This window comes from Aliifodinibius sp. S!AR15-10 (assembly GCF_031569985.1).
Classification (GTDB): domain Bacteria; phylum Bacteroidota; class Rhodothermia; order Balneolales; family Balneolaceae; genus JAMQKA01.
The window spans coordinates 172,270-196,861 of the sequence record NZ_JAMQKA010000003.1 but is presented as its reverse complement, the minus strand read 5'-3'; the positions used below and the strand labels follow the sequence as shown (position 1 = coordinate 196,861).

Sequence of the window (24,592 nt, the reverse complement as noted above, 5' to 3'; positions counted from 1 at the left end):
TGGCACGCTTATTGATACCACTATAAACGGATTGTCGTAATAACGGCAAAACCAAATACTAATATCATCATATGCTAAACACACAGTAGACTTTCACTGAGCACACTAAGTAACCCAATTAGTGATATGGCACTTGTTTTTAATCTAATACATTCAGTGAAGGAGAATACTATTTCGGAGAGTGGGCTCTATTACCGGCTAGGCCTCAACGAACAAACACAACCTACGGTATTAAATTAAATCGTGAGAGCTATTTAATGAAAACACTATCTGACAAACCGATAAATCTTGATCTGCCTAAAAATGGCGCTCAAATAGAGACCGTCAATTTCTACAGTGAAATTATGCACGATCTGTATAAACAAATTGTGGATATAGCGCCGACGGATAAAAATATCATTCTAGTGGGAGAGCAAGGAACGGGCAAACATCGCACAGCAAAACTAATACATTCATTGAGTTCTTTTTCCGATGGACCGTTCGGTAATCTATTCTGTAATACACTTGAAGAGACTATCCAAGAGAAGATGAGAGAGCTAGAGAGAACGCTTGAGGAAGATACCTACCAAAGCAGCGAGGACTTTGGTTTGGACTTCCTTTCAGGAGGGACGCTATTCTTTAATTCGTTCTCAGAATTAAGCCAGCTAAATAGAAGGATACTGGTTAGACTCGTGCACAACGCCCAAAAAATGGCGCAGCACGCAGAGGAAATAAGCAATTCCAGGCTTATTATTTCAATTCAGCAAGACTCGTACACCGATCTTGCTGATAAGCCTTACTGGGATGAGCTGGTGAAGCAGCTCAATCCCACTATTATACATATTCCACCACTGCGGGAGCGGTGTGAAGATATCACGCTGCTGATTGATCAGTTCCTGATCGATCATGCAGTAGAAAACGACAAGCCTGTTCATGCCATCTCACCCCGGGCCGTATACAAGTGCATCTCATATCACTGGCCCGGCAACATAAGGCAGCTAAAAAATACGATTGAACATGCGGCAACGGCAGTATCCGGTGGTTCTGTGATTACTGCAGATCAGCTCCCCTTTTCCATCGACTGGAAATCCCCCTACTCCAATGGCAATACCACCATGGAATACAACAAGAGTTTCCTCCGGGCTGAACAAATGCTGCTAAAGGAACTGGTCGGGAGCTCTGAAATGACTGACCAGGATTTGCAAAAAGTAGAGTTTGAATTCAAGATTCCATTTCGTAATAGGAAAATTTTTTTGTCGTAATCTGATGGACTCGCCATGGCTGACATCATCTTGAGATATTGCCTTGCATTTCTGCTGCCAGCCATAGGTGCAGTTGTGCTTACGCCATGGATTATAAAGCTGGCTTATACCGTTGGTGCCGTTGACCAGCCCAAACAGCGTAAAGTACATACCGAAGCTAAACCGCGTTTGGGGGGAGTGGTCATTTTTTTTAGCATCGGTCTTACATTTTTCCTGTTGAATTTAATTTTTCCCGAGTGGTTTACCGGAATTTTTCAGTATCCCGGCCGAACTGTCGCCGTGGTAATAAGCCTGATAATGCTCCTCGGCCTGGGAATCTGGGATGACATCACTCCACTAAGTGTAGGTATCAAATTTGGTGTACAGTTTGTGATCGCAAGTATCATCTACTTTGCCGGATTCCAGATTTCAACCATCATGAATCCGCTGGGCATGCCATTCAATGTGGAACTCATAGACTACCCCCTGACTATTTTATGGATCATCGGGATTACCAACGCGTTTAACTTAATTGACGGGCTCGACGGCCTGGCCGCAGGTGTAGGGGCCATTGCAAGCTTCGCCATATTTATAGTTGCCGCCATGGCTGAATTGACTTGGATAGCTCTTTTCGCCCTGATGCTTGCCGGTAGCACGATCGGTTTTCTGAAATATAACTTTAAACCGGCTCGTATTTTTCTGGGTGATTCGGGCAGCTTGCTGATCGGGTTCGCACTGGCCCTGCTTTCTATACTGAGTTCAGCCAAAACGACAACTCAATTTTCCATCCTCTTCCCCATTTTGGTATTGGGACTGCCCATTAGTGACACGCTGATCTCCATGCTGAGACGGTTCCTGGGTGGATATATAGGAGGTAGTAGCAAGCCAGGTATCACTCAAAAGCTTACCAGCATGTTCAAGGCGGATAAGGCGCATATCCATCACCAGATCCTTTCACGCGGCATAACGCATCGAAATACCGTCATTTTGCTTTACATTGTTTCGGCTCTTTTTGCATTTAGTGCCCTGTTGATATCACGCGTCAACTCGTTGGAAGAATCATTTATATTACTTGTAATATATGTGATCATATTTATCTGGAGTATCAAAAAACTTCGGTATCGTGAAATTGATGTATTCCGTAATGGAATATTTTTACCGCTTTATGAACGATTTATCCTGAACAAAGTCGTTTTCCTTAGCCTGTTGGACCTGCTTTTTATTACGGCCTCCTACAGCCTCCCGTTTTACCTGTTGGATATGATAGGCCCACAGGCCATTACCGCTTCGGAATTCAGCAACTTGCTTCTTGCGGCCTGTATCATCCAGTTGAGTGTATTTTGGCTGAGTGGACTCTATAAAGAGAATTTACACCAGATGGGCTGGGGCGACGTGCTGTATATATCGAGAAATGTATTTTATGCCGTGCTCGCTACGACTATTGCCTTGCCGCTGATGACCGCATCCAATGATCTGCTGAGTATTCCTTTTATGATCCTGAACTTTTACCTGCTCCTGACCCTGGTGCTGGGACTAAGGATCTCTTATCACGCACTGCGTTATCTCTTTAAACGGCATGAATATGGAAAGCGAGAGGTCCTCATCTATGGAGCCAATGAGCATGGAGCCTTGCTGCTGCAACACCTGTTGGCCGAGTATCAACAAATGTACAAACCGGTCGGCTTTTTGGATGATAATACCAAATTAGAGGGCACTTTTATCAATGGATATGAAGTGCTGGGTGGGTATCAAAAACTCCCCTCCATTTGCCAGCAATACCAAGTTGATACCATTTTTTTTCCCGATGTGAATTTGCCAATGGAGGAGATAAACAGCATTAAAAAACTTGCCAGCAAGCACCAGATATTATTAAAAAAAACAAATGTGAAAATAGAAGATCTGGTCATAGATTTAAATACAACAGACAAACAGATGGTTATTTCTCAGGTTATAGATTCTACAATATAAGGCTAGTAATAACAGGAGTGGTAAATAACCTGGGGGTAATACAACAAATAAAATACAAGAGGCTTAATATGAATATCTTCGAAACGTTCGTTACTAAATCCAATACATTGGAGCAGGCGCTGATAAAAATCAGAGACCAAGGGGTACCCGATTCTTTCAATCAGAGTTTTTTAGAGGGATTAGATATCACAAAACCCAATTCCATACATTATGTGATTCTGTTTAAAAAGCTTGGGTTTATTGATGAAGATGACAAGCCGGTTCTTAAATACTACTCAAAATTCGTTGAGTCAGCAGAACAGTCACGAGCCATCATGGCGGCAAGGATGAGAGAAGCCTACGGCAGGATCTTCGAACTGGATAGTGAAGTACACAAATTACCCAGTGAAAAGATACATTCCCTGTTCCGCAAGGTGATGGGAGAAGAAAAATCCAGTACTTTTGTACAGCTTGTTACAGATACCTTCATCGCATTGTCAAGATATGCAGATTGGAATACAGCATCCCCCTCCCCCGCCAATACTGAGCAGGAGATCGACGAAATCGAAGAGATAGAAGTTCAACTTAATGATGAGTTGGAAATCATTGATACCCAGGTGGAAACGAGTATTGATGAAACAGAAACCGATCTCTCAGATGAATATGACGAGGAAGAGGAGGAGCAGGAGATCGAACAGGAAGTGTTTGCCATTGCAGGAATGGAAAATGAAGAAAGCAACGGTGAAAAAGAGAATAGCAATGATGCTGATTCTTTCGAATATGAAGATGACATTGCCGGCTGGTTTAAAAAACCGGCAACTCCCCATGAGGAGTTCCTCCTGGAACTGATGGATGGAAATTCAGATCATAAATATGGTGACGAGTTTCTGAACTCAGCTGGAAATGGCAAATCACACTTCAATTCCAACTATACCAATGGCGAACTGAACCATGCTATTTCAGTAGAAAAAGAGATTGAAAAGGATAAGCCGGAAGCCCCCCCCACCTTGAACGAAGATCGGGTTACCCAGGAAGCTTTCAATGGTCCCGGGGATGATCAGAAAGATTCATTCTCAGAAGAAATAGAATTGGATGATCAAGAGGAAAATACCCCGGACGAGGTGAAAGCGGAAGAACCTTCACGAGAAGAACCCGCTTCCAAACAATTGAATGGAGCCTCAGAGGAGCATACACCCGAAGTGTCCAAGTCTGAATCGGTAGAAGCCGGAGAAGAGCCGCAAGAAGCCAACGCTCCAACTGCTAATATGGAGAGTAACACTAAACCCAGCCAAAAAGAAGAAAACACAACAGGTAAACGTATGGAGACGATTCTTCAAGCAAAAAAATCAGTCAAGGGAGACGAAAACAAGATTACGTACTATTCAGAGTACTTGAAAGAGGCTCTGCTCAAACGTGCTAACCTGCTTACAGAGTTAGGACGATTTGAAGAAGCTATTAACGCATATGATGAAATCATAAAGTACGCAAGTACAGATCTTAGCGTGAAGAAAGAGGAAGTCGCTACTGCCATCTACAAAAAAGCAAGTATACTCGAAAAGCTGAACAAATTTGACGAGGCTGTAAGTACCTATGATGACTTGATTCAGCAGTATTTCGATCGTGTACCTGCCAAGTCGGATGAATAGCGATAAGAAGGAAGGAGTTCGATATATCAGGCAACGGGCGTTGGCGCATTCCGTCAGCTCTTGCCTGGTAATTACTACTCATCAAGAAATAATGATAATCTAAAAAGGTCCGGGTGATCACATCCGGACCTTTTTTATGAAATTAATTATCCCTCCTATCACAAGATATACCGTATAATGTATGTCCGATTGTCTTTTCGAGGGATCAGCGACTTCTGTAGCAATATCACTGAGGCTGAACAGCATACTGGCAGGTTAGAAGATTGACTGTCGGCTTCTTCTCTGAGACAAGAAGAGCATTACAGGTGTCTAACTGGTCGCAGCAGTCGGTAGTTCCAAGAATAATAACTTCTCTGAGAGATCGAGTTCGATTGATAGGGTGATGCAATGAACTTAAAGAACTGGGAATGAGAGATAAGTTTGCCGTGGCATCCCGCTACAGCAAACCGATCAATAGTTACAAAAAGCTTGAAAAAGTGCTCTGGAACCCCAAAAGCCACTTCGCCTGCTCCTCTCTATTAAATTTTGCTACTTAACGTCTTCCTGGTGAGGCCAAGTATGCGGGCTGCCTCTGTCTTGTTGTTATTGACTTTTGCAAGGGTTTGCAATATCACCGCTCGTTCCACTTCCTGCAGGGTGGATCCCATCGGGACTTGTAAAAACATGTCATCGTCTTTCTCTTTCAATGAATCGGTATTTTTGAAAAAACGATCGGGCAGAATAGAGGGATCGATCTCTTCAGAAGGACTAAGAATAACGCAACGCTCAACGATATTTTTTAACTCTCTTACATTGCCGGGCCACATATAATTTTTTAATACCTCAATACACTCATCGGTGAACTGCACCTCCGGGTACCCATACTTTTCCTTAAACTCTTTCAGGAAATGGTTTAACAACAACGGGATATCGTCAACACGACGGCGTAAAGGTGGGATATAAAGCTCTAAAACATTAATGCGGTGATACAGATCTTCACGGAAACTTTTATCTTCAACCTTTTCCATCAAGATCTTATTTGTAGCTGAAACAATGCGGACGTCAACAGAAATTTCATGCTTTCCACCTACTCTCCGAAATGAATTCAGCTCCACAGCCCTTAATACTTTGACCTGCAGGGAATTGGGCATATCCCCTATTTCATCCAGGAAAAGAGTGCCGTTGTGAGCTTGTTCAAAACAGCCTTCTTTAGTAGAGGTAGCACCGGTGAAGGCCCCTTTTTCATGACCAAATAGTTCACTTTCAATCAATTCACCGGGAATGGCGCCACTATTAATTGGCACAAAAGGGTCGCTACTTCGCTGACTTTGTTTGTGGATGCGACGAGCGATGACTTCTTTTCCTACTCCGCTTTCTCCAGTTATCAAAACCGGAGCTTGAGACATTGCAAACTTGTCAACCTTTTGCAACAGCTTTTCCATCTCAGGAGAGTCAGTAAGAAAAGCCGGGTTTTTAGGTATCTCTCGTTTTTTCTCTTCGTTTTTTAGATTACTGGGTTTAACACGTTCAGTACTTCCCATCATAGCATCACCCCAATTGATTCTTTAAAAAATATTAGACTACTAGTTTAATCAGTAGTCTTACACTCCAACTTATCTGTAAGTTACTATAATTCTTTCATTTAATTATAACATTTGTCAACAAAAGAAAAAACAAATGTGAGAATTCTAATCTAACAGTAACGTTTTGGTAATCTTAAAATGCTGAAAGTCTTGTAATAACCGAATCACTATTTTACACTGTGCCTCAAACAGTTACAAGTATATTAGAAAAAATTAAGAAAACTTATTCCCAGGAAGGTTGAGAAAGGTCACTCTTTGGTCAGTTCTTGTAGTGCTTCTTTGGCAGCGAGTTGTTCCGCTTCTTTTTTACTTTTACCCTTGCCCTTGCCAAACTCCTTATTGTCAACAATCACTCTTATTTCAAACGTTTTATCGTGCCCCGGTCCTTCCTCCGCAACCACCTCATATTCCGGTATATCGAGTTTATGTGCCTGAGCATACTCCAGGAGAATACTTTTGTGATTATCCAGTGTAGTAATCACCTTGTCAAAATCGACATTTTCCTGGATAACACGTCCTACAAAATCGAAGGTGGGATTATACCCCTGGTCCATATACAGCGCCCCAACTAATGCTTCAAATACATCGGCCAGGATGCTCTTGGAAAATTCAATACCTTGCCCCTGGGCTCGTTCACCCAGAACCAGCAGGTCACTCAGGTTTAGTTTTCGTGCATAAGTGGCGAGGGCATCCCCTTTTACAAGTTTAGCACGGAGCTTGGTCAGAAAACCTTCATTTTTTTGAGGGAATTTCTGGTATATAATTTCTGTGATGATGAGATCGAGAACAGCATCTCCAAGGAATTCGAGACGCTCATAGGAATCGGAAGGCGAATAACTTTCATCTGCCAAGACAGAACGGTGCCTCAGTGCCCTCACGAAAAGATGGGGATCATCAATATCTGCCTTGATGATCTGTTTCAGGTTTTCTAACCTTGTTTCGTGTTCAGAGGCAACTTCACCGGTGGTATGGGTCTTAGTGAAATATGACCTGAGTTTTTTGAACATTAAAAGCTATTCTTCAAATTTCTTGAATACCAGCGTTGTATTATGTCCGCCAAACCCAAATGCGTTATTGAGGGCATACCGAATTTCCCGTGTTTCAGCTTCATTAACCGTGTAATTAAGATCGCACTCGGGGTCAGGCGTCTCATAGTTAATTGTTGGTGGAACGATATCATGATAGGTAGCAAGCAGCGTTGCAACTGCTTCCATGGCACCCGCCGCTCCAAGTGCATGACCGGTCATAGACTTTGTGGAGTTCAGATTTATTTTATACGCATGATCCCCAAAAACCTTTTTAATTGAGTTGGTCTCTGCCACATCCCCAAGCGGTGTTGAGGTGCCATGCATATTGATATGATCTATATCCTCACGGTCTATTCCCGCTGAATCCAGCGCTTTGGTAAGCGCCAGTATGACGCCCTCACCATTTGGATCAGGAGCTGTCATATGGTAAGCATCGGCCGAGAAACCGTATCCCACAATTTCACCGTAAATACGCGCATTGCGGGCTTTGGCATGTTCATACTCTTCGAGAATGACAATGCCGGCCCCCTCTCCCAGCACAAACCCGTCACGGTTTTTGTCGAACGGACGGGAGGCTGTTTCGGGCGAATCGTTGCGTGTTGACATCGCTCTCATCGAGTTAAAACCAGCTACCCCGATCTGCGATACAGGAGCTTCTGCCCCGCCTGATACAGCTAAATCGGCCTGCCCGTTTTTTATGGTGTCGTAGGCAAGTCCAATATTATGCGAACCGGTGGCGCATGCCGACACGGCGCAGTAATTGGCTCCTTTCAAACCATATTTAATCGAGATTTGTCCGGCCACCATATCAGGTATCAACTTGGGGATAAAGAATGGAGATACTCCCCTCGGCCCATGCTTGTAATATTCAATAGACTGCTCGTAAAAGGTAACCATGCCACCAATGCCGGTACCTACGATTACCGCGAACCTGTTTTTATCGACTTCCTCGAGTTTGAGCTTACTGTCCTCAATCGCTTCGTCGGCGGCTATAAGCGCATATTGACACACGCGGTCCAGACGCCGTACCTCTTTGCGATCGAAGTAGTCTTCCTCCTCGTATCCATCAATTTGGGCGGCAAACTTGGTGGGAAACTCCTCTGTATCGAAATGGTCGATGGGTCGTGCGCCACTTTTACCTGAGACCAACCCGTTCCAAAAATCAGGAGCGGTATTGCCAATCGGTGTAATAGCGCCTATTCCCGTTATGACTACCCTACGATCAGACATGTGAATATGGAATGGAGTGAAATATTAGGAAACTTTTCCTTGCAGATACTCAACGGCATCTCCTACCGTAGCGATATTTTCCGCATCTTCATCAGGAATGCTGATATCGAATTCTTTTTCGAATTCCATGATAAGCTCAACGGTATCAAGAGAGTCAGCTCCCAGATCATTAGTGAAGTTGGCTTCAGCAGCTACTTCCGACTCATCTACACCTAGTTTATCAACAATTATAGATTTAACTTTTGCTTCAACGTCTTGAGACATAACGATTTTATTTTTTGCTTCGATTAAAGTTTAAACTAAATGGGATCTATAAAGATCGAATAAAATACAATTTCTCTTCCAAAAAATACACTTATCTACATCGCCATACCGCCATCCACGCGGAGGACATCACCAGTTATGTAAGAACTCAGATCAGAAGCCAGAAAGGCAACGGCGGAGGCCACTTCTTCGGCGTCTCCAGCCCTTCCAAGGGGTGTATCTTCCTTGATTTTCTCCAGCAGGTCATCACTCAGTTCATCGGTCATCTCCGTCAGGATATAACCAGGTGCAACTACATTTGCGCGAATATTCCTGGAGGCCAGCTCCTTGGCATATGATTTGGTGAACCCGACGATTCCCGCTTTGGAAGCAGCATAATTACTTTGCCCAGCATTCCCCGCAAGCCCAACAACGGAACTGATGTTAATGATAGAACCTCCCCGATTGCGCATCATCGGTTTGGCTGCGGCCTTGCTGTAGTTGAACACGCTTTTCAAATTCACGTCAATCACCTGGTCCCACTGCTCCTCGCTCATGCGCAGTATCAGGTTATCTTTGGTGATACCGGCATTGTTAACAAGGATATCAAGTTTACCCCAGTCCTCAACAATTCCGTTAATGACCTCTTCAGCCTTTTTGAGACTTACGGCATCAGCTTGCAACGCTTTTGCCCTGGATCCAGCTGCTTCAATTTCTTTCTTCACTTCATTGGCAGCATCAGCTGAGCTGGAATAAGTGATGACAACATCGGCACCATATTCAGCGAGAGTAAGCGCAATAGATCGGCCTATACCTCGACTTCCACCGGTTACCAGTGCAGTTTTATCTGTAAGTGTTAAACTCATGCTAAATTTCCCGTTCAATACTTTTTAAAGACCACAATTAACAAGCATCAAATTTTAAAGAAATCCAAATCTGATCTTTGTTACTTGTTATTTTAATATTATTGATACCCTTCTATTGATACGTCCATGAGTGTTCGTTTGACAAGTCCCTGCAGAACTTTACCGGGCCCTACCTCAATAAACTGATCAGCCCCATCCTCATGCATATTCTCCAGGGTCTGTGTCCAGCGGACCGGGTTTAGCAGCTGATTCAACAGGTTTGACCGAATATCTTCCGGATCTGTTGTCGGCCGCGCTGTGTAGTTACTGTAAATAGGACAAATAGGTGCAGTAACCTCAAGTTCTTCCAGTTCCTGCTCCAATCCATCGTAAGCAGGCTGCATCAAGGAGGAGTGAAAGGCACCGCTTACAGGAAGTACTTTTGCAAGGCGACATCCTTTTTCTTTGGCTAGTTCTACGGCTCGTTCTACAGCGTCCACACCCCCGGAGATTACCAGCTGTCCCGGGCAGTTATAATTGGCGGCGATGACCTCCTTGCCCAGTTCTTCGCTGGCCTCTTCGCAAACTGCTTCAACCGCTTCATCCTCCATACCGATGACCGCAGCCATTGTTCCCGGATTCTCTTCGCCGGCGTGCTGCATAAGCTGTCCCCTTTTTCGTACAATTCTGAGGGCATCTTCAAATGATACTGCTTCACAGGCAACCAGTGCTGAGAATTCACCCAGGCTGTGACCCGCCACCATATCAGGGGTGGCATCGAGCGTTTTGTAGAGGCCTACCGAGTGCAAGAAAATAGCGGGTTGCGTATACTCGGTCTGTTTCAATTTCTCCTCGGGCCCTTCAAACATGATTGACTTCAGATCAATGCCTAAAACCTCATTTGCACTGTCAGCTAGACCGGCAAACTTGGTGTTGGAACTGTAATGATCTTCACCCATTCCAACAAATTGTGAGCCTTGTCCAGGAAATAAATACGCTTTACTCATGCTCTATAGTCCCCATTTAAGATAGATGGCGCCCCATGTGTATCCCCCTCCAAAAGCAGCCAACACAAGGTTATCACCGTGATCGAGTTCATCTTTCCAATCATACAGGCACAGGGGGATTGTTGCTGCAGTAGTATTTCCGTATTTGTCAATATTGATCATCACTTTCTCACTGCTCAGTCCCATACGGTTGGCCGTGGCATCAATAATACGTTTGTTTGCCTGGTGTGGAACCAGCCAGGCAACATCATCTGCGCTGAGATTGTTCTTTTCCATAATTTCTAGCGAAACATCCGCCATGCCTTCAGTCGCTTTTTTAAAGACCGTGCGCCCGTCCTGCTTAATAAAATGTTGACGTTGAGCCACGGTGTCTTCTGAAGCGGGATTAAGACTGCCACCTGCAGGCTGATACAGTGCACAGTTGGTGTCACCTTCACTGTGTTGAATGGAATCAATGATACCGGTCCCGTCATCGGAAGGTTCCAACAGAACCGCCCCGGCGCCGTCACCAAAAAGGATGCATGTGGAACGATCGGTGTAGTCAACAATCGAACTCATCTTGTCGGAACCGATTACGAGTACCTTCTCGGCCGTACCTGCTTCAATCAGGCTCGACCCAGTTGTCAAAGCAAAAAGGAATCCTGAACACGCAGCAGACAGATCGTAGCCGAAAGCATTTGCTGCACCAATATAATTCTGAACCAAACAGGCAGTGGCGGGAAAGAGGTAGTCGGGTGTTACCGTAGCTACGATAATGACATCAATTTCCTCGGCAGAGATACCCCGTTGATCCAGTACTTCCTTGGCAGCTTCCGCAGCCATATAGGCTGAAGCTTTATCCTCATCTTCCAGTATGCGCCGTTCTTCAATGCCTGTTCTTGTTTTAATCCACTCATCATCAGTATCCACCATCTGCTCAAGATCGTGGTTGGTCAGTCGCTTCTCCGGCAGGAAATGCCCCACCGCAGTTATCTTCGAACGCTTTAGTTCAGCCATGTAAATATTTTAACTATTAAGAGATGCTATAATTTTTTCATTGATATTATTTTCAACACATTTGACCGCATTGAAAATCATATTTTTAACCGCCAGAGCCGAGCTACCGCCGTGTCCTACCATGCTGACGCCGTCGACACCAAGGAAAGGGACACCGCCCACATTTTCGGGATTAAACATAGAGAGTGAGGATTGTATTAATTTGGTGGGTGGGGCCTGCGGTTTTCCACGTTGAGCTTCTTTTTTCAGCTCCGCTTCGATAATCTGTTTGACAGCACCGGGAATTGATTCTCCAAACTTGAGGAGCACATTTCCAACAAAACCATCGCAAAGAAGAATATCTGCTTTGGCAGAAAAAATATCTCCTCCTTCAATGTTACCAATAAATTCGGGGAGAGGACTCAACAGATTATAGGCTTCCTTGACATCCTCTGTTCCCTTTTCTTTTTCTTCGCCCACATTGATCAAACCTATTTGGGGATCATCAATCTTCATTACCTCACGGGCATAGATCACGCCCATTCGGGCAAACTGGTAATACATTTCAGGCCGCATTTCAAGATTTGCTCCCGCATCAACGAGGAGCCGAAATCCTTTTATAGTGGGAAAAGTGGCAGCTATAGTAGGCCGTGATACCCCTTTGAGCTTGCCCAGAATAAATGTAGAAGCTGCAAGCAGGGCCCCGGTATTACCAGCACTGATAAATCCGTTGCACTTGCCCGCTCTCTGCAAGCCCAATCCTACCGTAATAGAGGAGTTTTTCTTGCTTTTAACGGCTTGTGCCGGTGATTCATCCATTCCGATAATTTCAGGGGCGTCCTGTACCGAAATCCGTTCTCTATCATACTCATACTTGTTCAGCTCTTCATTGACCAGCTCTTCAGGACCAAGGAGAATTACACGCAACGAGTCATCTTCTTCAACAGCCTGGATGGATCCCTGGACTGGACTTTCCGGGTAATGGTCTCCCCCTACAGCATCTACTGCTATAATCATGTAATTACAATTAGTTCTGAAATTATTGCTTTACACTAAGTACCTGCCGCCCGCGGTAGTAGCCGCATTCCTGGCAGACATGATGATAGCGGTGGTAGGCTCCGCAGTTTGAGCATTCAGCAAGGGTAGGTTCGGTAACCCGATGGTGGGAACGTCGTTTATTTCTACGCGACTTGGATGTTCTGCGCTTTGGATGTGCCATTTAATTATAAATTTTTGCGTTAATTATTTTTTAGTTTCTTCAATTTTTCCCAGCGTGGATCAGCTAAGTCGGAATCTTCTTCGTCATTGACATCGCCAAACGACTTAACCTCAAACTGCTTGGGATTTCCGTCTTCATCCAAAAACTTAGGATGCAGTTTCTTAATCGGGATATTAAGCATAACCGTATCTCGGACTTCATCCTCAATATCCAGCGTATTTGAGCTGAAGTTGAACCTGCGTACGGCGCCTTCCTCATTTTCAGTCTCTTCCTTTACATCCACCTTGAAAAGGACTTCATAGTCTGCCTCAACAGGGTATTCAAAAGGCTCCAGCGAGCGATCGCAAACCAGCTCGATATCAGAATCAATATGAAAATTGACCCTAATAAAATGAATCGTCCGATAAAAAGACAGATCTATTACGCCACCCAGAAAAGGGTAGTCACCCAACTCCAGGTCTTCAGGGTCAAGCTCGAGCATACGCTCGCTGGAGCCTTCCGGAATTTCAACTATTTTAAACTCAAGTTTTGCCATATTCACAATAGCTGCCAAAGTTATAAATTATTGCGTTCTACTGCAATTAGTTAAACAGGCCAAACATCCGCTGCTCGACCAGCTCTATAACCCTGCCCAGGTCTTCCTGATCGTTCACAAAATCAATGTCATCTGTGTCAATAATAAGCTTTTCATGGGAATAATCCGCAATCCAGTCCTCATATAAACGGTTAAGCCGTTCCAGATATTCGATCCGGATGGAGCTCTCGTACTCGCGCCCACGTGATTGAATTTGCCGGACAAGCGTCGGAACCTGAGCGCGCAGATAAATCAACAGATCCGGTGGACGCAGGTAGTGCGTCATCTCGTGGAACAGTGCCTCGTAATTCTTAAAATCACGGTCACTCATAAGCCCCATGTTGTGCAGGTTCTTGGCAAAGATTTCGACATCTTCATAAATGGTACGATCCTGAACGAAATTTTCGCCCTGATCGATCATCTTGTTTTGATGACGAAACCGGCTTGAAAGAAAAAAGATCTGCAGGTTGAAACTCCACCGGCGCATGTCATCATAAAAATCCGCAAGGTACGGGTTGTCGTCAACTGTCTCGAAAAATGCCTCCCAGTCAAAATGCCTGGCCAACAGTTGGGTCAGTGATGACTTACCCGCCCCGATGTTTCCCGCAATGGCGATAAACTTGAGTTTTTTATTGCCGAATGTCGCTTCATCACCCATGAAATCTCTGTTCTTTAAAAAGGCTGTGCCGAAATATTAAACGATTACCATATACTTATTAATTGCTTGGCCTGTAGAGTTACAGGTTAAAAGTTGAAAGTTACAGGCCACCAAACCTTCAACATTTAACAATTAACATTTAACGTGTAACTTATTTGCCCAGAAGTTTGTACATGGCACTTTTGTAGTCTTCCACCCCGGGCTGGTTGAAAGGATTTACCCCCAGGCAGTAACAGTAGATGGCTGTTACAACTTCAAGCAGGTAGATAAACTCACCGATATGCTGGGCATTAAGCTCTTCCATAATCAGCTTGATGACCGGGACTTCGCCTTCGGTATGAGCCTGGATTGTACCCTCCAGCGCCGTGCTGTTGATATCGTGGAAATTCTTGCCCGCCAGGTAATCGAGTCCATCGATGTTTTTGTCTGACTTTTCGATCTGTTTAGTTGATTCGGCATTTTCAACGATCAGGAAGGTCTCAACCAGGTTACGCTTGCCCTGCTGAATCAGTTGGCCAAGGGAATGGAGATCGGTTGAAAACGTGGAGATGGTGGGAAACATACCCTCCCCATCTTTCGCTTCACTTTCGGCAAGCAGTTGTTGCATCCAATGACCGATGTACTGTAGCTCGGGCTCAAAAGAGGCGATCACTTCGATATCCTTTCCACTTTTGTAGAGTGCATAGCGCGCAGCCGCATATTCTATCGCATCGGAGGGATCCTTTTCAATCTCCTCGTACTTCGAAACCGCTTCGTAAAACAGAGTTTTAATATCTATTCCAGCTACTGCAATTGGCAACAGGCCTACAGGCGTGAGCACTGAAAAACGACCGCCCACCCCATCGGGAATCACAAATTTGCTATACCCATACTCATCAACCAGTGGGTTCAATACGCCACCCTCTTCACTGGTGGTGCAAATAATTCGCTCACTGGGATTGTCGTAGTGATCGTGAACCCAGCTCCGCAGGATGCGGAATGAAAGGGCTGTCTCCAGCGTACTCCCGGATTTGGAGATCACATTGACATAAACGCTTTTGGGCTCCCCATCATCATTAGGCTCCTCCAGATAATCGATAAGCTGATTTACGTATTTCCCGCTCAAGTGATGACCAGCATATACAATCTCAGGTCCATCATTGCCAAAGAATGGTGACAGAGCATCAATCACTGCACGAGCTCCAAGGTAAGAACCCCCAATTCCACAGACTACAAACACATCGGCATCCGCACGAATTTGGGTGGCAAGAGAATCTATTTTCTCCAGCTCGGCATCATTGGGATCAGACAACAGGGTGCGCCAACCCAGCATCTCCGCCCCTTCTCCCTGGCCCGACTTGACCAGTTCAAAACTCTCCTTTGCTTTCTCCAATGCCCCGTTAAATTCTTCATCTGAGAGGAATGACCGGGCCTTTGAGACGTCTATGTTCAACATAATGACCTTTCGTAGTGTTGTTTAGTAACCGTTAAGTTTTAATTAAAATATATTGCCAATAGGTAGTACAAAAATTATTATCATCCGTACGTCAAAGCGAAGAGTATAAAACCTTAATATTCTTTAAATTTCAAGCTAATTTAAGTGAAGAATTTGTTAAGCTACTTAAACTCTTAAATGATTGAAACACAACTAGATCAAGCGACATCGTTTAAACGACGAGGCCGGAAAACACTGGCGGAGATTACCGATCCTGTGTCTGGCCCGCTCAAAGATTTCCGCTCGTTTTATAAACAAGCGCTGCGAACCGATGTTTTCTTCCTTGATAAAATAGTACAATACCTGCTGCGCCAAAAGGGCAAAGAAATCCGCCCTACCTTGGTGTTCATGTCGGCACGTCTTTTTGGAGAGGTTAGTGATCGAAGTTATGTAGCCGCAACCATGATCGAACTGTTGCACACCGCCACGCTAATTCATGATGATGTTGTCGATGAGGCAGACACGCGCCGCGGTTTCCTGAGCATTAATAAAATATGGAGAAACAAGGCAGGGGTGCTGCTGGGTGATTTCCTCCTTTCCAAAGGACTGCTCATCGCCCTGGACAATGATGAGTTCAAGCTGCTAAAGGTGCTCTCAAAAGCGGTTAAGAGTATGAGTGAAGGAGAGCTGCGCCAGTTTAAAGCGGCCAGTCTCTTTAATATGACGGAAGAATATTATTTCAAAGTGATCTCGGAAAAAACCGCGAGTCTTATTGCTGCGTGTTGTGAATGTGGGGCCATCTCTACCAGCGACGATCCCGAAATCCACCAGAAGATGCACGATATCGGTATGTGTGTAGGCACGGCGTTTCAAATTCGAGATGACCTGTTTGACTACGGCATCGATGATGTGGGCAAGCCACGTCGCAACGACATCAAGGAGCGGAAGGTTACGCTGCCCCTCATCAAGGCACTGGAAAATGCCTCTTTTGTTGAGCGAACCCGCATTCGCTACCTGATGCGAAAACGTAAAAAGAAAGATAAAGAAATTGAAGACATTGTCACTTTTGTACATGAAAAAGGAGGAATAGGATATGCTCGCTCCATCATGGAGGAGTATGCGGAAAATGCCATTGAAAAGCTTTCTACTCTCCCTCCCAGCGAAGACCGCAAAGCGTTCAAGGATCTTATCCAATTTATTGTCAAAAGAAAGCGGTAATCCATCGGGCAAATGCAACCACTCCCCCAGCCCTCTCTTTTTCTTTCGGATGTCCATCTCGGGGGATTTTCTGATAAAAAAAACCGACAACTTGAACATGACTTGATCAAGCTGATTGATTTCTGTCAGGAACATGAAATCAAAATTTATATTTTGGGTGATCTGTTCGACTTCTGGATGGAATATCCCGGGCACGTCCCCTCTTTGGGAAGAAAAGTCAACGAACGTTTTAAAGAATATAATGATGCACTCGGTCCCACCCTGTACATAACCGGTAATCACGACAACTGGACACGTTCATATCTCCCAGGCATCGGCTTTAGGATTGAACCCAATTATCAAAGCCTGGCCACTGATGAGCAAAAATTACTACTGCTGCACGGCGACGGACTGCTAACGGAAAACGATGGGTTGCGCCGTCCACCAATGCATCAACTCTTGCGGAACGAAACCTTTATTAAAGTTTATCAAACCCTGCTACCTCCCGCTGCCGGACTTTGGGTGATGAAATGGTTTTCCAGACTTAATCGCTTCTTTGGTTCGTTTAAAGAAGACATCACGTTGCTAAACAGTTGGGCTGAAAAAACCTTGAATGAAGGTGATTTCGATATAATCATCTGTGGGCACGATCATTTCCCGAGAAAAAAAGAATTTGACTTCGGAACCTTTTTAAATTTGGGTACTTTCTATAAACATAGAACGATGGCATTCTACAATAACAATGATATTAATATCGTTGTGTGGGACAGCGGATCCAGACAACTGAATAACTTTTATACCTCCGAAAACAAATATGGGTGACTCTAACAACAGAGATGAGATGGATCGGTATTTCAGCGATCCCGAATATCGAAGAAAAAAGATTGAAGAGCGCAATCAAAGCGGCGGCAGCCAATCGAATCCTGAACAACAGGATAATACTGCACGACAAAAATTGATCCATGCGGCCGGCATTGCAATGTTATTGCTGCTTTTGGGTGGAGGAGCTTTCACCTTCTTCCTTTTCCAGGGACTGCCCTCCATTGAACAGCTTGAAAATCCGGACACCGCGATCGCCTCTCTCGTTAAAAGCCGTGATGGAGTGGTGCTCGATAAATTTTTTTACGAAAACCGGCGCTGGGTGACATTAGATGAAATCTCACCAAACGTTGTAGATGCACTTGTGGCTGTGGAAGACCACCGGTTTTATGACCACTGGGGTATTGATATGGTTCGGACGCTGGCTATCCCCTACCACCTAATGATGGGCCGAATACAGGGGGGATCTACGTTGACCCAGCAGCTGGCGCGAAATCTCTATAAAAAAATCGGTCGTGAATTCTCAGTCATTCGTAAGCTTCGCGAAATGATCACTGCCATCCAGCTGGAGCAGAACTACACCAAACGCGAAATCATTGAGATGTACCTCAACACAGTGGAGTACAGCAACAGCGCCATGGGCATTGAAGTAGCAGCCGAAACCCATTATGGTAAACCTGCTGCTGATCTCACCATTTCCGAAGCGGCAACACTTGTGGGATCGGTCAATGCCGTGTATGCCTACAACCCGCGGTTGTTCCCCGAGCGATCCAAACAGCGGCAAAATGTCGTACTCTCCCAGATGCAGAAGCGCGGCTTTATCAGCGAAGAGGTCTACAACAAACTTGCCGAAGAGCCGATCTCGCTGAACTATCACCCCCCTTCAAAATCCGGCCGCGAAAGCCGCTATTTTGGAGAGTATGTTCGCCAGAGAATCATGGAATGGACCAAGGAAAACGGGTATGATCTTTACAGGGACGGCCTGACGATTCACACCACAATTGACTCACGACTGCAAAAGCATGCCGAACAGGCGTTGAAACAGAAGCTTGACTCTGTTCAATCCAAATTTGTTGATGAATGGACTTCTCCGGGTGGCGAATATATGGATCGATACTGGAAAAAATACCCAGGGTTCCTGCGGGATTATATCCGGGAAACAGACCGCTATAAAAACGCTTTTTCAAACTATAACACCGACCAGGAATCAGTTGTATTTGATACTCTACTAGCTGACAGCGCTTTTGTGGACTCTGTAAAAAGGGTTAATACAAGGCTTCAAGCAAGTTTTGTTTCGATCAATCCCAAAAATGGTCGAATATTAACGTGGGTTGGAGGCTATGATTATGGTAACGTGCAGTATGACCATGTATACCAGTCAACCCGACAGGCCGGCTCTACATTCAAGCCTTTTGTCTATGCCGTTGCTATCGACAATGGATACCGGCCATATCATAAATTCTCTAAATATCCCAGCAAATTTATCGATCGTGCGGGGCGCACGTGGGCTCCCACTGATCCCAGTTTGCCTTCAGGTCCGGAGATGGTACCCCTTCGCCAAGGTCTGGCACGCAGCCTTAACAACGTAACGGTGCGTTTGCTTCCAGAGATTTCAGGACATCCCAACACCAATAAACTCGCAGATCTCGAGTCAGGTGCTGAAAAAATTAAGTCTATGGCCCAGAATATGGGCATCGATATGAGCGGTGTGAAGCCCTACCCCTCCATCGCACTTGGTACCGCCGAGGTTTCGCTGCTGGACCTGGTGAGTGCTTACACCACGTTCGCCAACCAAGGAGTGCATATAAATCCCATTGCCATTACACGAATTGAAGACAAAGAAGGCAACGTGCTGGAAGAGTACCATGAAGAATATCCGCAGGAAGTAATCAGCAAGGAGACCGCCTACATCATGATCGACATGATGCGGGGAGTTATCCGGGGCGGCGAGGACTATCATGGAACCGGGGTGAGACTTCGCAATGTTTACGAGGTCAATCAAGATGTGGCTGGTAAAACCGGCACCACGCAAGATGCTGCAGATAACTGGTTTGTAGCTATGATGCCGCATATCGTAATGGGTGCATGGGTCGGCGGAGAGGACCGAAAAATTCGTTTTCCTGAAAATACATACATTGGTCAGGGGGCCCGATCTGCCCTGCCTATCGTTGGTACTTTTATTAATTCAGCCAAAAATGATCCGGAAGTAAACTGGAGCTATGATGCATTTGAGGCTCCTCCGGGATTTACCCAGTCCCTCCTCTACGATCCAGAAACATCGGAAGAACAGCCTATCAAGGATGGCAGGAAGGGTCGCATCGGGTGGTAGAATCTCGAAGTACCTTTGCTAATGAAATATTTTCCAGCAGTATCAATATTTAAAGATATTATAAATGGGCTGGAATGAACTGCTATGGATGTGTTACCTCACTGACTATAGGCTTGTAAAAAATATGCGTGAGTTATCCTGATGCTTTTCTCATGGAAAACTGATCCAGTTTTTAATAGCTATATCTGATATCTGGCCCATATTTAAGATTAAGATTTCCTCATATTGTAGCATCTCATCAGATGATTAATGAAAATATACTAGAGGTAGTACAAAAAAATACGTATTAACTCAGCGTTAAAAATGAGAGAGAGTCATCGATTTTTCAAAACATATGGAAAAGGCTATGGAAGAACGACTATTCAAAGCTCTGAGACAACAACTGGTCCATGAAATCACTTTTGTAAAACAGGTGACCCAACCCTACCAGTGTGCCCGGAATACCATTATAGATTTTGAGTATCGGGGAAATCCTTGCAAGCTGGTTTTAAATGGAAAACTGATGCTGGAAACCAATCGGGAAAAAGTCCAAATTGAGTCTTATCAAGATTTAATTCAAGGGTTGATTCAACTGAATTATTCAAAAAAAGAAGCCATTAAATAGTTGCTTGACTTTAGAAATGAAGCCTTGAACGTACCCAAACAAAAAAAGGAGCTCCTGTTTCCAGAAACTCCTTAAATTAAAAACGCTATTTAATAACTATTGCGTTGAAACCGAGAAGTTTGCAGCAAGTTTAATGCGGTTTTCTGCGCGTTCGAGCGCTTTGCGAGCCCGCTCTTTATCAATGGAAGAATCATCTGATTCGAGGCGCTCTACCGCACGTTCCTTTGCCTCCTTGGCACGCTCTACATCAATCTCAGCGATCTGTTCAGCTGCTTCAGCCAGCAGGGTTAACTTGTTGTCGTGAACTTCCACGAAGCCTCCGCTAACTGCAAAATAAAGCTCCTCTCCATCCGCCCGGCGGACGAGAATACGTCCGATCTCGAGCGTAGAGATAATGCTGGCGTGCAATGTCTTTATTTCGAAACTGCCCATAGCGCCGGGCACCTGTACACCCGTAACCTGATCGTCAAAGAGCGACCCCTGTGGCGTTAAAATCTGTGCTTCAAAATTATTCATTGGGATAAAGTGTGTTAGAATCAAGCCTCCAGGATTTCGAGAGCCCTGGAGGCTTCAATTTTCTTTATTACTCAGCCGCTTCCGCTTCTTCAAGCAGGCGCTCACCTTTCTCTTCGGCCTCTTCAATAGTACCGACGAGGTGGAACGCATTTTCCGGCAGGTGATCGAGCTCACCATCCAGAATCTTCTTGAAACCTTTTACCGTGTCTTCAACCTTCATGTATTTACCAGGCTGGCCGGTAAACTGCTCAGCTACAAAGAATGGCTGACTGAGGAAACGCTGCACGCGTCGTGCACGGGCTACAGTCGTTTTATCTTCATCAGAAAGTTCATCCATACCCAGGATCGCAATAATGTCCTGCAGGTCTTTGTATTTCTGCAGAATCTCGATTACACGCTGGGCCGTGTTATAATGCTCTTTTCCAACAATCTTTGGATCGAGGATTCGGGAAGAAGAATCCAGCGGATCCACAGCTGGGTAAATACCGATCTGTGTGAGTGCTCGACTCAATACCGTCGTAGCATCGAGGTGTGCAAACGTCGTTGCCGGGGCGGGGTCTGTCAAGTCATCGGCCGGAACGTAGACTGCCTGTACAGAAGTAATCGATCCGTTCTTGGTTGATGTAATACGTTCCTGAAGGTCACCCATTTCGGTAGCCAGTGTCGGCTGATATCCAACCGCAGACGGCATACGTCCCAACAGTGCGGATACCTCGGAACCAGCCTGGGTAAACCGGAAAATATTATCAATAAAGAAGAGAATGTCTCTGGAAACTTCATCACGGAAGTACTCGGCAACCGTCAGACCGGAAAGTGCTACACGGGCACGAGCTCCAGGGGGTTCGTTCATCTGTCCAAATATAAAGGTGGCTTTGGAATCTTTAAGCTTCTCCATATCCACTTTCTCGAGCTCCCAGTTGCCTTCCTCCATCGACTCCATAAAATCTTCTCCATAGTCGATAATTCCGGCCTCGAGCATCTCCCGCATCAGGTCATTACCTTCCCGCGTTCGTTCACCAACTCCGGCAAATACCGAAAGTCCACCGTGCCCTTTGGCAACGTTGTTAATAAGCTCCTGGATAAGAACCGTTTTACCTACACCGGCACCGCCGAAAAGGCCGGTCTTTCCACCCTTTGCATATGGGCACAGAAGGTCAATAACCTTGATTCCCGTTTCGAGCATCTCGGTAGAAGTGGCCAGGTCTTCAAAACTAGGAGCTGGGCGGTGAATAGGATACCGCTCTTCCCCTTTGGGCGGCTCAAGCCCGTCGATAGGCTCACCCACCAGATTGAAAAGCCGACCTTTGATATCTTCGCCGATAGGCATTGAGATAGGAGCACCGGTGTTCACAACTTCCGTCTCGCGTACCAAACCATCGGTGCTGTCCATCGCAATGGTGCGTACACGATTTTCACCGAGGTGCTGTGCTACCTCAAGATATAGTTTAGATCCATCTTCTCGATCAATATACAGGGCGTTTAGAACCGGTGGGATATCTCCCTGGTCAAAGTCGACATCGACAACCGGCCCAATAACTTGTGCAACGGTTCCTTTATTCATTTAATTGAAATTGTTGATATGGTTAGAATTTTTAGAACTTCTGGCACCATATTCCGCATAAAATGCCAGTGCATCTGAAGCGGCGAAAGTTAGCAGTTTTGCCATGAATTAACAAGTAAGAAAACAAACTACCTCTTCAGCACATCAAGACACAGATGAGAAAACTTCTTCTTGCCTTACTCGCTATTTATCAGTTTACAATTGTCAACGGAACACTCTGGATTCCCTGATCAGTTTTAAGTCGAGCAAAATAGATCCCGCTGCTCAAGTTACTCCCCTTAAAATCGGCCTTGTAACACGACTGTGCTTCTAAGTAACGATCAACGAGCGTCCTCACTTTCTTTCCCAGTATGTTATATATCGCAAATTCCACATGGCTATCCTGCCTCAGATCGATGCAGAACTCTGTGGACTGAATCGAAGGATCGAAGGGATTCGGGTAATTTTGATACAGTTTATCTCGCATCGGGGGTGTAAAAGAGGAGGGCCTTGTTCAGATCAACTGGTTTTCCATAACTCATAACTGAAAGACCTGCATCTATGTACTGTCCCCCCTCCGTTTGGTTGCAATGTACAGCAATTACATTTCTTCCATTCGTGTTGATAGCCTCTTTCGCTACATCACTGATCGGGATCATGATGTAATCTGTTGTGAATCCCTCAAGATCTGCTGCCTTTACCCCATTGATATAAACTTCGGTAGCTTCATCATGATGAATATTCAGGACCAGGTTGTTCCTGCTTTCTTCCAAAAGATTCTTGAGGGTGAATTCCTGTCTCATCCAGATGTCACTTGTATTCCAGACTCTGCGAACGACCGTACCGGGCGTCTCCTCTGTTCCAAATCCCCCCTGACCTGTTTGCCATTCACTAGTGTCAAAATTTGGAGCATACCAGTCGGATGAAGCTGGCCGGTCGAAGTATACGCCCAGGTTCTTCCCTCCACCTGAGATGTAGGCAGAAGCTCACTGAGATACAGATTCCGTCTAATAACGTCCATATTGGATTGTTTAATCTCGCTCATATCTCCCTTTATTACTGCGCGATCGTAGGTCATCAAGCCGTTCAGCTCTGTTTCTACATCGGTGGTTTGAGTATAGACCGCCTCACTTCGGCCATCATTAGTTTTAAAAGCGGTCAACTGTTTTGCAAACCGGTCATAAAGCTCGTTGTATTCCCGATCACTGTCGACCTTCACATAGCCAAAACCGTCCTGCCACAAATGGCCTTCAATCCCATACCCAATTCCGCCGTATTCTCCAACAGCCTTGGCCTGGGTATCCGTGTCTGGACTGGCGGGCGCAGGGTAACTGTGGATGTCCAGCACATCTCCTTGCCCAACATGATCCCACCCGCTGGCCTCATAGACTAGGCGCGATGAATCAAGCTGCTCAACCTCCTGTACGAGTTCTGCTGTCTTATGCTGTCCCTGTCCTTCATTAAAAATAACCCACATTATAATTGAAGGAGAATTCCAGTGGGTTCTGACCATTCGCTTCAATTCCCTTTCAAATGCCTCGGTTTCAACTGGTGGAGTGTTCGGAGTGTATGAATTGGGAGAAGGCATATCCTGCCACACCAGCAGCCCCAGCTTATCGGCCCAGTAGTACCATCGCTGTGGTTCAACTTTTAGATGCTTTCGCACCATGTTGAATCCCAGCTGCTTGGTGACTTCCAGGTCATACTTCAGGGCTTCATCCGTGGTAGCGGTATAAATCCCGTCGGGCCAATACCCCTGATCCAAAGGCCCCATCTGGAACAGGAATTCATTGTTCAGGAACAGCTTTTTCTGGCCATCTTCCTCCTCAACTGATATTTTTCGCATTCCAAAATAACTGGATACCTGATCTACCGTGGTGCCATTTTGCATCAATGAAATCTCTAGATCATAGAGGAACGGGTTATCCGGCGACCAAAGCTTTTGGTTGGGGATAGGGATCCTGAGTTCCGCGTTAGGCTCTCCCGAGGCACTCTGTATAGCCATATCTCCATCCTTAA

The 24,592-nt window shown here is 45.3% G+C and carries 24 protein-coding genes; 7 read left to right on the top strand and 17 right to left on the bottom strand.

Going from position 1 to position 24,592, the window contains the following annotated elements:
* Window positions 1-257 precede the first annotated feature (257 nt).
* The 3 genes from NC796_RS03710 (at window position 258) to NC796_RS03700 (ending at window position 4,813) form a co-directional block, all read left to right on the top strand.
* On the top strand, window positions 258-1,241 hold the full coding sequence (locus NC796_RS03710; protein WP_310682255.1) for a sigma 54-interacting transcriptional regulator: 984 nt from the start codon (window positions 258-260) through the stop codon (window positions 1,239-1,241).
* 15 nt (window positions 1,242-1,256) lie between these two features.
* A complete protein-coding gene (locus NC796_RS03705) occupies window positions 1,257-3,188 on the top strand; it encodes a hypothetical protein (protein ID WP_310682253.1) in 1,932 nt (643 codons plus the stop codon).
* 68 nt (window positions 3,189-3,256) lie between these two features.
* The gene (locus NC796_RS03700) at window positions 3,257-4,813 is read left to right on the top strand and encodes a DUF5343 domain-containing protein (protein WP_310682251.1); all 1,557 of its coding nucleotides are present in this window, start codon (window positions 3,257-3,259) and stop codon (window positions 4,811-4,813) included.
* A gap of 518 nt (window positions 4,814-5,331) precedes the next feature.
* On the opposite strand, the gene NC796_RS03695 is transcribed toward NC796_RS03700, so the two are convergent.
* The 12 genes from NC796_RS03695 to NC796_RS03640 form a co-directional block, all read right to left on the bottom strand.
* Window positions 5,332-6,336: a sigma-54 dependent transcriptional regulator gene (locus NC796_RS03695; protein WP_310682249.1), complete on the bottom strand. Its 1,005-nt coding sequence runs from the start codon at window positions 6,334-6,336 to the stop codon at window positions 5,332-5,334.
* 287 nt (window positions 6,337-6,623) lie between these two features.
* Complete coding sequence (gene rnc / locus NC796_RS03690) at window positions 6,624-7,382, bottom strand: ribonuclease III (RefSeq protein ID WP_310682247.1); 759 nt, start codon at window positions 7,380-7,382, stop codon at window positions 6,624-6,626.
* A gap of 6 nt (window positions 7,383-7,388) precedes the next feature.
* The gene (gene fabF, locus NC796_RS03685) at window positions 7,389-8,633 is read right to left on the bottom strand and encodes a beta-ketoacyl-ACP synthase II (RefSeq protein ID WP_310682245.1); all 1,245 of its coding nucleotides are present in this window, start codon (window positions 8,631-8,633) and stop codon (window positions 7,389-7,391) included.
* 24 nt (window positions 8,634-8,657) lie between these two features.
* Entirely contained in the window at window positions 8,658-8,897 is a 240-nt protein-coding gene (locus NC796_RS03680) for an acyl carrier protein (RefSeq protein WP_310682243.1), read from the bottom strand.
* Window positions 8,898-8,992: 95 nt separating this feature from the next.
* Window positions 8,993-9,742 (bottom strand): 3-oxoacyl-[acyl-carrier-protein] reductase, encoded by a 750-nt coding sequence (gene fabG / locus NC796_RS03675; RefSeq protein ID WP_310682241.1) that lies wholly within the window; start codon window positions 9,740-9,742, stop codon window positions 8,993-8,995.
* A 98-nt stretch (window positions 9,743-9,840) separates the two neighbouring features.
* Window positions 9,841-10,728, bottom strand: a complete 888-nt coding sequence (gene fabD, locus NC796_RS03670; protein WP_310682239.1) for an ACP S-malonyltransferase — start codon at window positions 10,726-10,728, stop codon at window positions 9,841-9,843.
* Window positions 10,729-10,731: 3 nt separating this feature from the next.
* Complete coding sequence (locus NC796_RS03665; protein ID WP_310682237.1) at window positions 10,732-11,724, bottom strand: beta-ketoacyl-ACP synthase III; 993 nt, start codon at window positions 11,722-11,724, stop codon at window positions 10,732-10,734.
* A 9-nt stretch (window positions 11,725-11,733) separates the two neighbouring features.
* Window positions 11,734-12,720 carry a phosphate acyltransferase PlsX gene (gene plsX / locus NC796_RS03660; protein WP_310682235.1) on the bottom strand — a complete coding sequence of 329 codons (987 nt, stop codon included), beginning with the start codon at window positions 12,718-12,720 and terminating at the stop codon, window positions 11,734-11,736.
* Window positions 12,721-12,742: 22 nt separating this feature from the next.
* On the bottom strand, window positions 12,743-12,922 hold the full coding sequence (rpmF, locus tag NC796_RS03655) for a 50S ribosomal protein L32 (protein ID WP_310682233.1): 180 nt from the start codon (window positions 12,920-12,922) through the stop codon (window positions 12,743-12,745).
* Window positions 12,923-12,941: 19 nt separating this feature from the next.
* A complete protein-coding gene (locus NC796_RS03650) occupies window positions 12,942-13,457 on the bottom strand; it encodes a DUF177 domain-containing protein (protein WP_310682231.1) in 516 nt (171 codons plus the stop codon).
* 46 nt (window positions 13,458-13,503) lie between these two features.
* Window positions 13,504-14,154 (bottom strand): deoxynucleoside kinase, encoded by a 651-nt coding sequence (locus NC796_RS03645; protein ID WP_310682229.1) that lies wholly within the window; start codon window positions 14,152-14,154, stop codon window positions 13,504-13,506.
* Window positions 14,155-14,305: 151 nt separating this feature from the next.
* Window positions 14,306-15,589 carry a glucose-6-phosphate isomerase gene (locus NC796_RS03640; protein ID WP_310682227.1) on the bottom strand — a complete coding sequence of 428 codons (1,284 nt, stop codon included), beginning with the start codon at window positions 15,587-15,589 and terminating at the stop codon, window positions 14,306-14,308.
* A 177-nt stretch (window positions 15,590-15,766) separates the two neighbouring features.
* Between NC796_RS03640 and NC796_RS03635 the strand changes: the two genes are divergently transcribed.
* The 4 genes from NC796_RS03635 to NC796_RS03620 all read left to right on the top strand — a co-directional run bounded on the left by NC796_RS03635 (window position 15,767) and on the right by NC796_RS03620 (window position 20,517).
* Window positions 15,767-16,786 carry a polyprenyl synthetase family protein gene (locus NC796_RS03635; RefSeq protein WP_310682225.1) on the top strand — a complete coding sequence of 340 codons (1,020 nt, stop codon included), beginning with the start codon at window positions 15,767-15,769 and terminating at the stop codon, window positions 16,784-16,786.
* A 12-nt stretch (window positions 16,787-16,798) separates the two neighbouring features.
* Window positions 16,799-17,587 carry a metallophosphoesterase gene (locus tag NC796_RS03630; protein ID WP_310682223.1) on the top strand — a complete coding sequence of 263 codons (789 nt, stop codon included), beginning with the start codon at window positions 16,799-16,801 and terminating at the stop codon, window positions 17,585-17,587.
* On the top strand, window positions 17,580-19,913 hold the full coding sequence (locus NC796_RS03625) for a transglycosylase domain-containing protein (protein ID WP_310682221.1): 2,334 nt from the start codon (window positions 17,580-17,582) through the stop codon (window positions 19,911-19,913). The genes NC796_RS03630 and NC796_RS03625 overlap by 8 nt, the downstream gene beginning before the upstream one ends.
* Window positions 19,914-20,259: 346 nt before the next feature.
* Entirely contained in the window at window positions 20,260-20,517 is a 258-nt protein-coding gene (locus tag NC796_RS03620) for a hypothetical protein (protein WP_310682219.1), read from the top strand.
* Between the two features lie 96 nt (window positions 20,518-20,613).
* Here NC796_RS03620 and NC796_RS03615 read toward each other — a convergent pair whose 3' ends face one another.
* The 5 genes from NC796_RS03615 to NC796_RS03600 all read right to left on the bottom strand — a co-directional run bounded on the left by NC796_RS03615 (window position 20,614) and on the right by NC796_RS03600 (window position 24,578).
* Window positions 20,614-21,033 carry a F0F1 ATP synthase subunit epsilon gene (locus NC796_RS03615; RefSeq protein ID WP_310682217.1) on the bottom strand — a complete coding sequence of 140 codons (420 nt, stop codon included), beginning with the start codon at window positions 21,031-21,033 and terminating at the stop codon, window positions 20,614-20,616.
* Between the two features lie 67 nt (window positions 21,034-21,100).
* Entirely contained in the window at window positions 21,101-22,594 is a 1,494-nt protein-coding gene (gene atpD / locus NC796_RS03610) for a F0F1 ATP synthase subunit beta (protein WP_310682215.1), read from the bottom strand.
* A 190-nt stretch (window positions 22,595-22,784) separates the two neighbouring features.
* Entirely contained in the window at window positions 22,785-23,060 is a 276-nt protein-coding gene (locus NC796_RS26775) for a T9SS type A sorting domain-containing protein (protein WP_409070349.1), read from the bottom strand.
* Window positions 23,050-23,376, bottom strand: a complete 327-nt coding sequence (locus NC796_RS03605; protein ID WP_310682214.1) for a hypothetical protein — start codon at window positions 23,374-23,376, stop codon at window positions 23,050-23,052. Before NC796_RS03605 ends, NC796_RS26775 begins: the two co-directional genes overlap by 11 nt.
* A complete protein-coding gene (locus NC796_RS03600; protein WP_310682212.1) occupies window positions 23,373-24,578 on the bottom strand; it encodes a glycoside hydrolase family 2 TIM barrel-domain containing protein in 1,206 nt (401 codons plus the stop codon). Before NC796_RS03600 ends, NC796_RS03605 begins: the two co-directional genes overlap by 4 nt.
* Window positions 24,579-24,592 lie beyond the last annotated feature (14 nt).

Excerpts from the sequence above, each read along its gene's own strand:
- NC796_RS03700 (WP_310682251.1), top strand. The coding sequence starts at position 3,257 with ATGAATATCTTCGAAACGTTCGTTACTAAATCCAATACATTGGAGCAG.
- rnc (WP_310682247.1), bottom strand. The coding sequence starts at position 7,382 with ATGTTCAAAAAACTCAGGTCATATTTCACTAAGACCCATACCACCGGT.
- NC796_RS03630 (WP_310682223.1), top strand. The coding sequence starts at position 16,799 with ATGCAACCACTCCCCCAGCCCTCTCTTTTTCTTTCGGATGTCCATCTC.
- NC796_RS03635 (WP_310682225.1), top strand. The coding sequence starts at position 15,767 with ATGATTGAAACACAACTAGATCAAGCGACATCGTTTAAACGACGAGGC.
- NC796_RS03615 (WP_310682217.1), bottom strand. The coding sequence starts at position 21,033 with ATGAATAATTTTGAAGCACAGATTTTAACGCCACAGGGGTCGCTCTTT.
- NC796_RS03620 (WP_310682219.1), top strand. The coding sequence starts at position 20,260 with ATGGAAGAACGACTATTCAAAGCTCTGAGACAACAACTGGTCCATGAA.
- NC796_RS03600 (WP_310682212.1), bottom strand. The coding sequence starts at position 24,578 with ATGGCTATACAGAGTGCCTCGGGAGAGCCTAACGCGGAACTCAGGATC.
- NC796_RS03710 (WP_310682255.1), top strand. The coding sequence starts at position 258 with ATGAAAACACTATCTGACAAACCGATAAATCTTGATCTGCCTAAAAAT.
- NC796_RS03645 (WP_310682229.1), bottom strand. The coding sequence starts at position 14,154 with ATGGGTGATGAAGCGACATTCGGCAATAAAAAACTCAAGTTTATCGCC.
- NC796_RS03650 (WP_310682231.1), bottom strand. The coding sequence starts at position 13,457 with ATGGCAAAACTTGAGTTTAAAATAGTTGAAATTCCGGAAGGCTCCAGC.
- NC796_RS26775 (WP_409070349.1), bottom strand. The coding sequence starts at position 23,060 with ATGCGAGATAAACTGTATCAAAATTACCCGAATCCCTTCGATCCTTCG.
- fabF (WP_310682245.1), bottom strand. The coding sequence starts at position 8,633 with ATGTCTGATCGTAGGGTAGTCATAACGGGAATAGGCGCTATTACACCG.
- NC796_RS03695 (WP_310682249.1), bottom strand. The coding sequence starts at position 6,336 with ATGATGGGAAGTACTGAACGTGTTAAACCCAGTAATCTAAAAAACGAA.
- rpmF (WP_310682233.1), bottom strand. The coding sequence starts at position 12,922 with ATGGCACATCCAAAGCGCAGAACATCCAAGTCGCGTAGAAATAAACGA.
- fabG (WP_310682241.1), bottom strand. The coding sequence starts at position 9,742 with ATGAGTTTAACACTTACAGATAAAACTGCACTGGTAACCGGTGGAAGT.
- NC796_RS03605 (WP_310682214.1), bottom strand. The coding sequence starts at position 23,376 with ATGAGACAGGAATTCACCCTCAAGAATCTTTTGGAAGAAAGCAGGAAC.
- NC796_RS03705 (WP_310682253.1), top strand. The coding sequence starts at position 1,257 with ATGGCTGACATCATCTTGAGATATTGCCTTGCATTTCTGCTGCCAGCC.
- NC796_RS03665 (WP_310682237.1), bottom strand. The coding sequence starts at position 11,724 with ATGGCTGAACTAAAGCGTTCGAAGATAACTGCGGTGGGGCATTTCCTG.
- NC796_RS03640 (WP_310682227.1), bottom strand. The coding sequence starts at position 15,589 with ATGTTGAACATAGACGTCTCAAAGGCCCGGTCATTCCTCTCAGATGAA.
- fabD (WP_310682239.1), bottom strand. The coding sequence starts at position 10,728 with ATGAGTAAAGCGTATTTATTTCCTGGACAAGGCTCACAATTTGTTGGA.
- NC796_RS03680 (WP_310682243.1), bottom strand. The coding sequence starts at position 8,897 with ATGTCTCAAGACGTTGAAGCAAAAGTTAAATCTATAATTGTTGATAAA.
- plsX (WP_310682235.1), bottom strand. The coding sequence starts at position 12,720 with ATGATTATAGCAGTAGATGCTGTAGGGGGAGACCATTACCCGGAAAGT.
- NC796_RS03625 (WP_310682221.1), top strand. The coding sequence starts at position 17,580 with ATGGGTGACTCTAACAACAGAGATGAGATGGATCGGTATTTCAGCGAT.
- atpD (WP_310682215.1), bottom strand. The coding sequence starts at position 22,594 with ATGAATAAAGGAACCGTTGCACAAGTTATTGGGCCGGTTGTCGATGTC.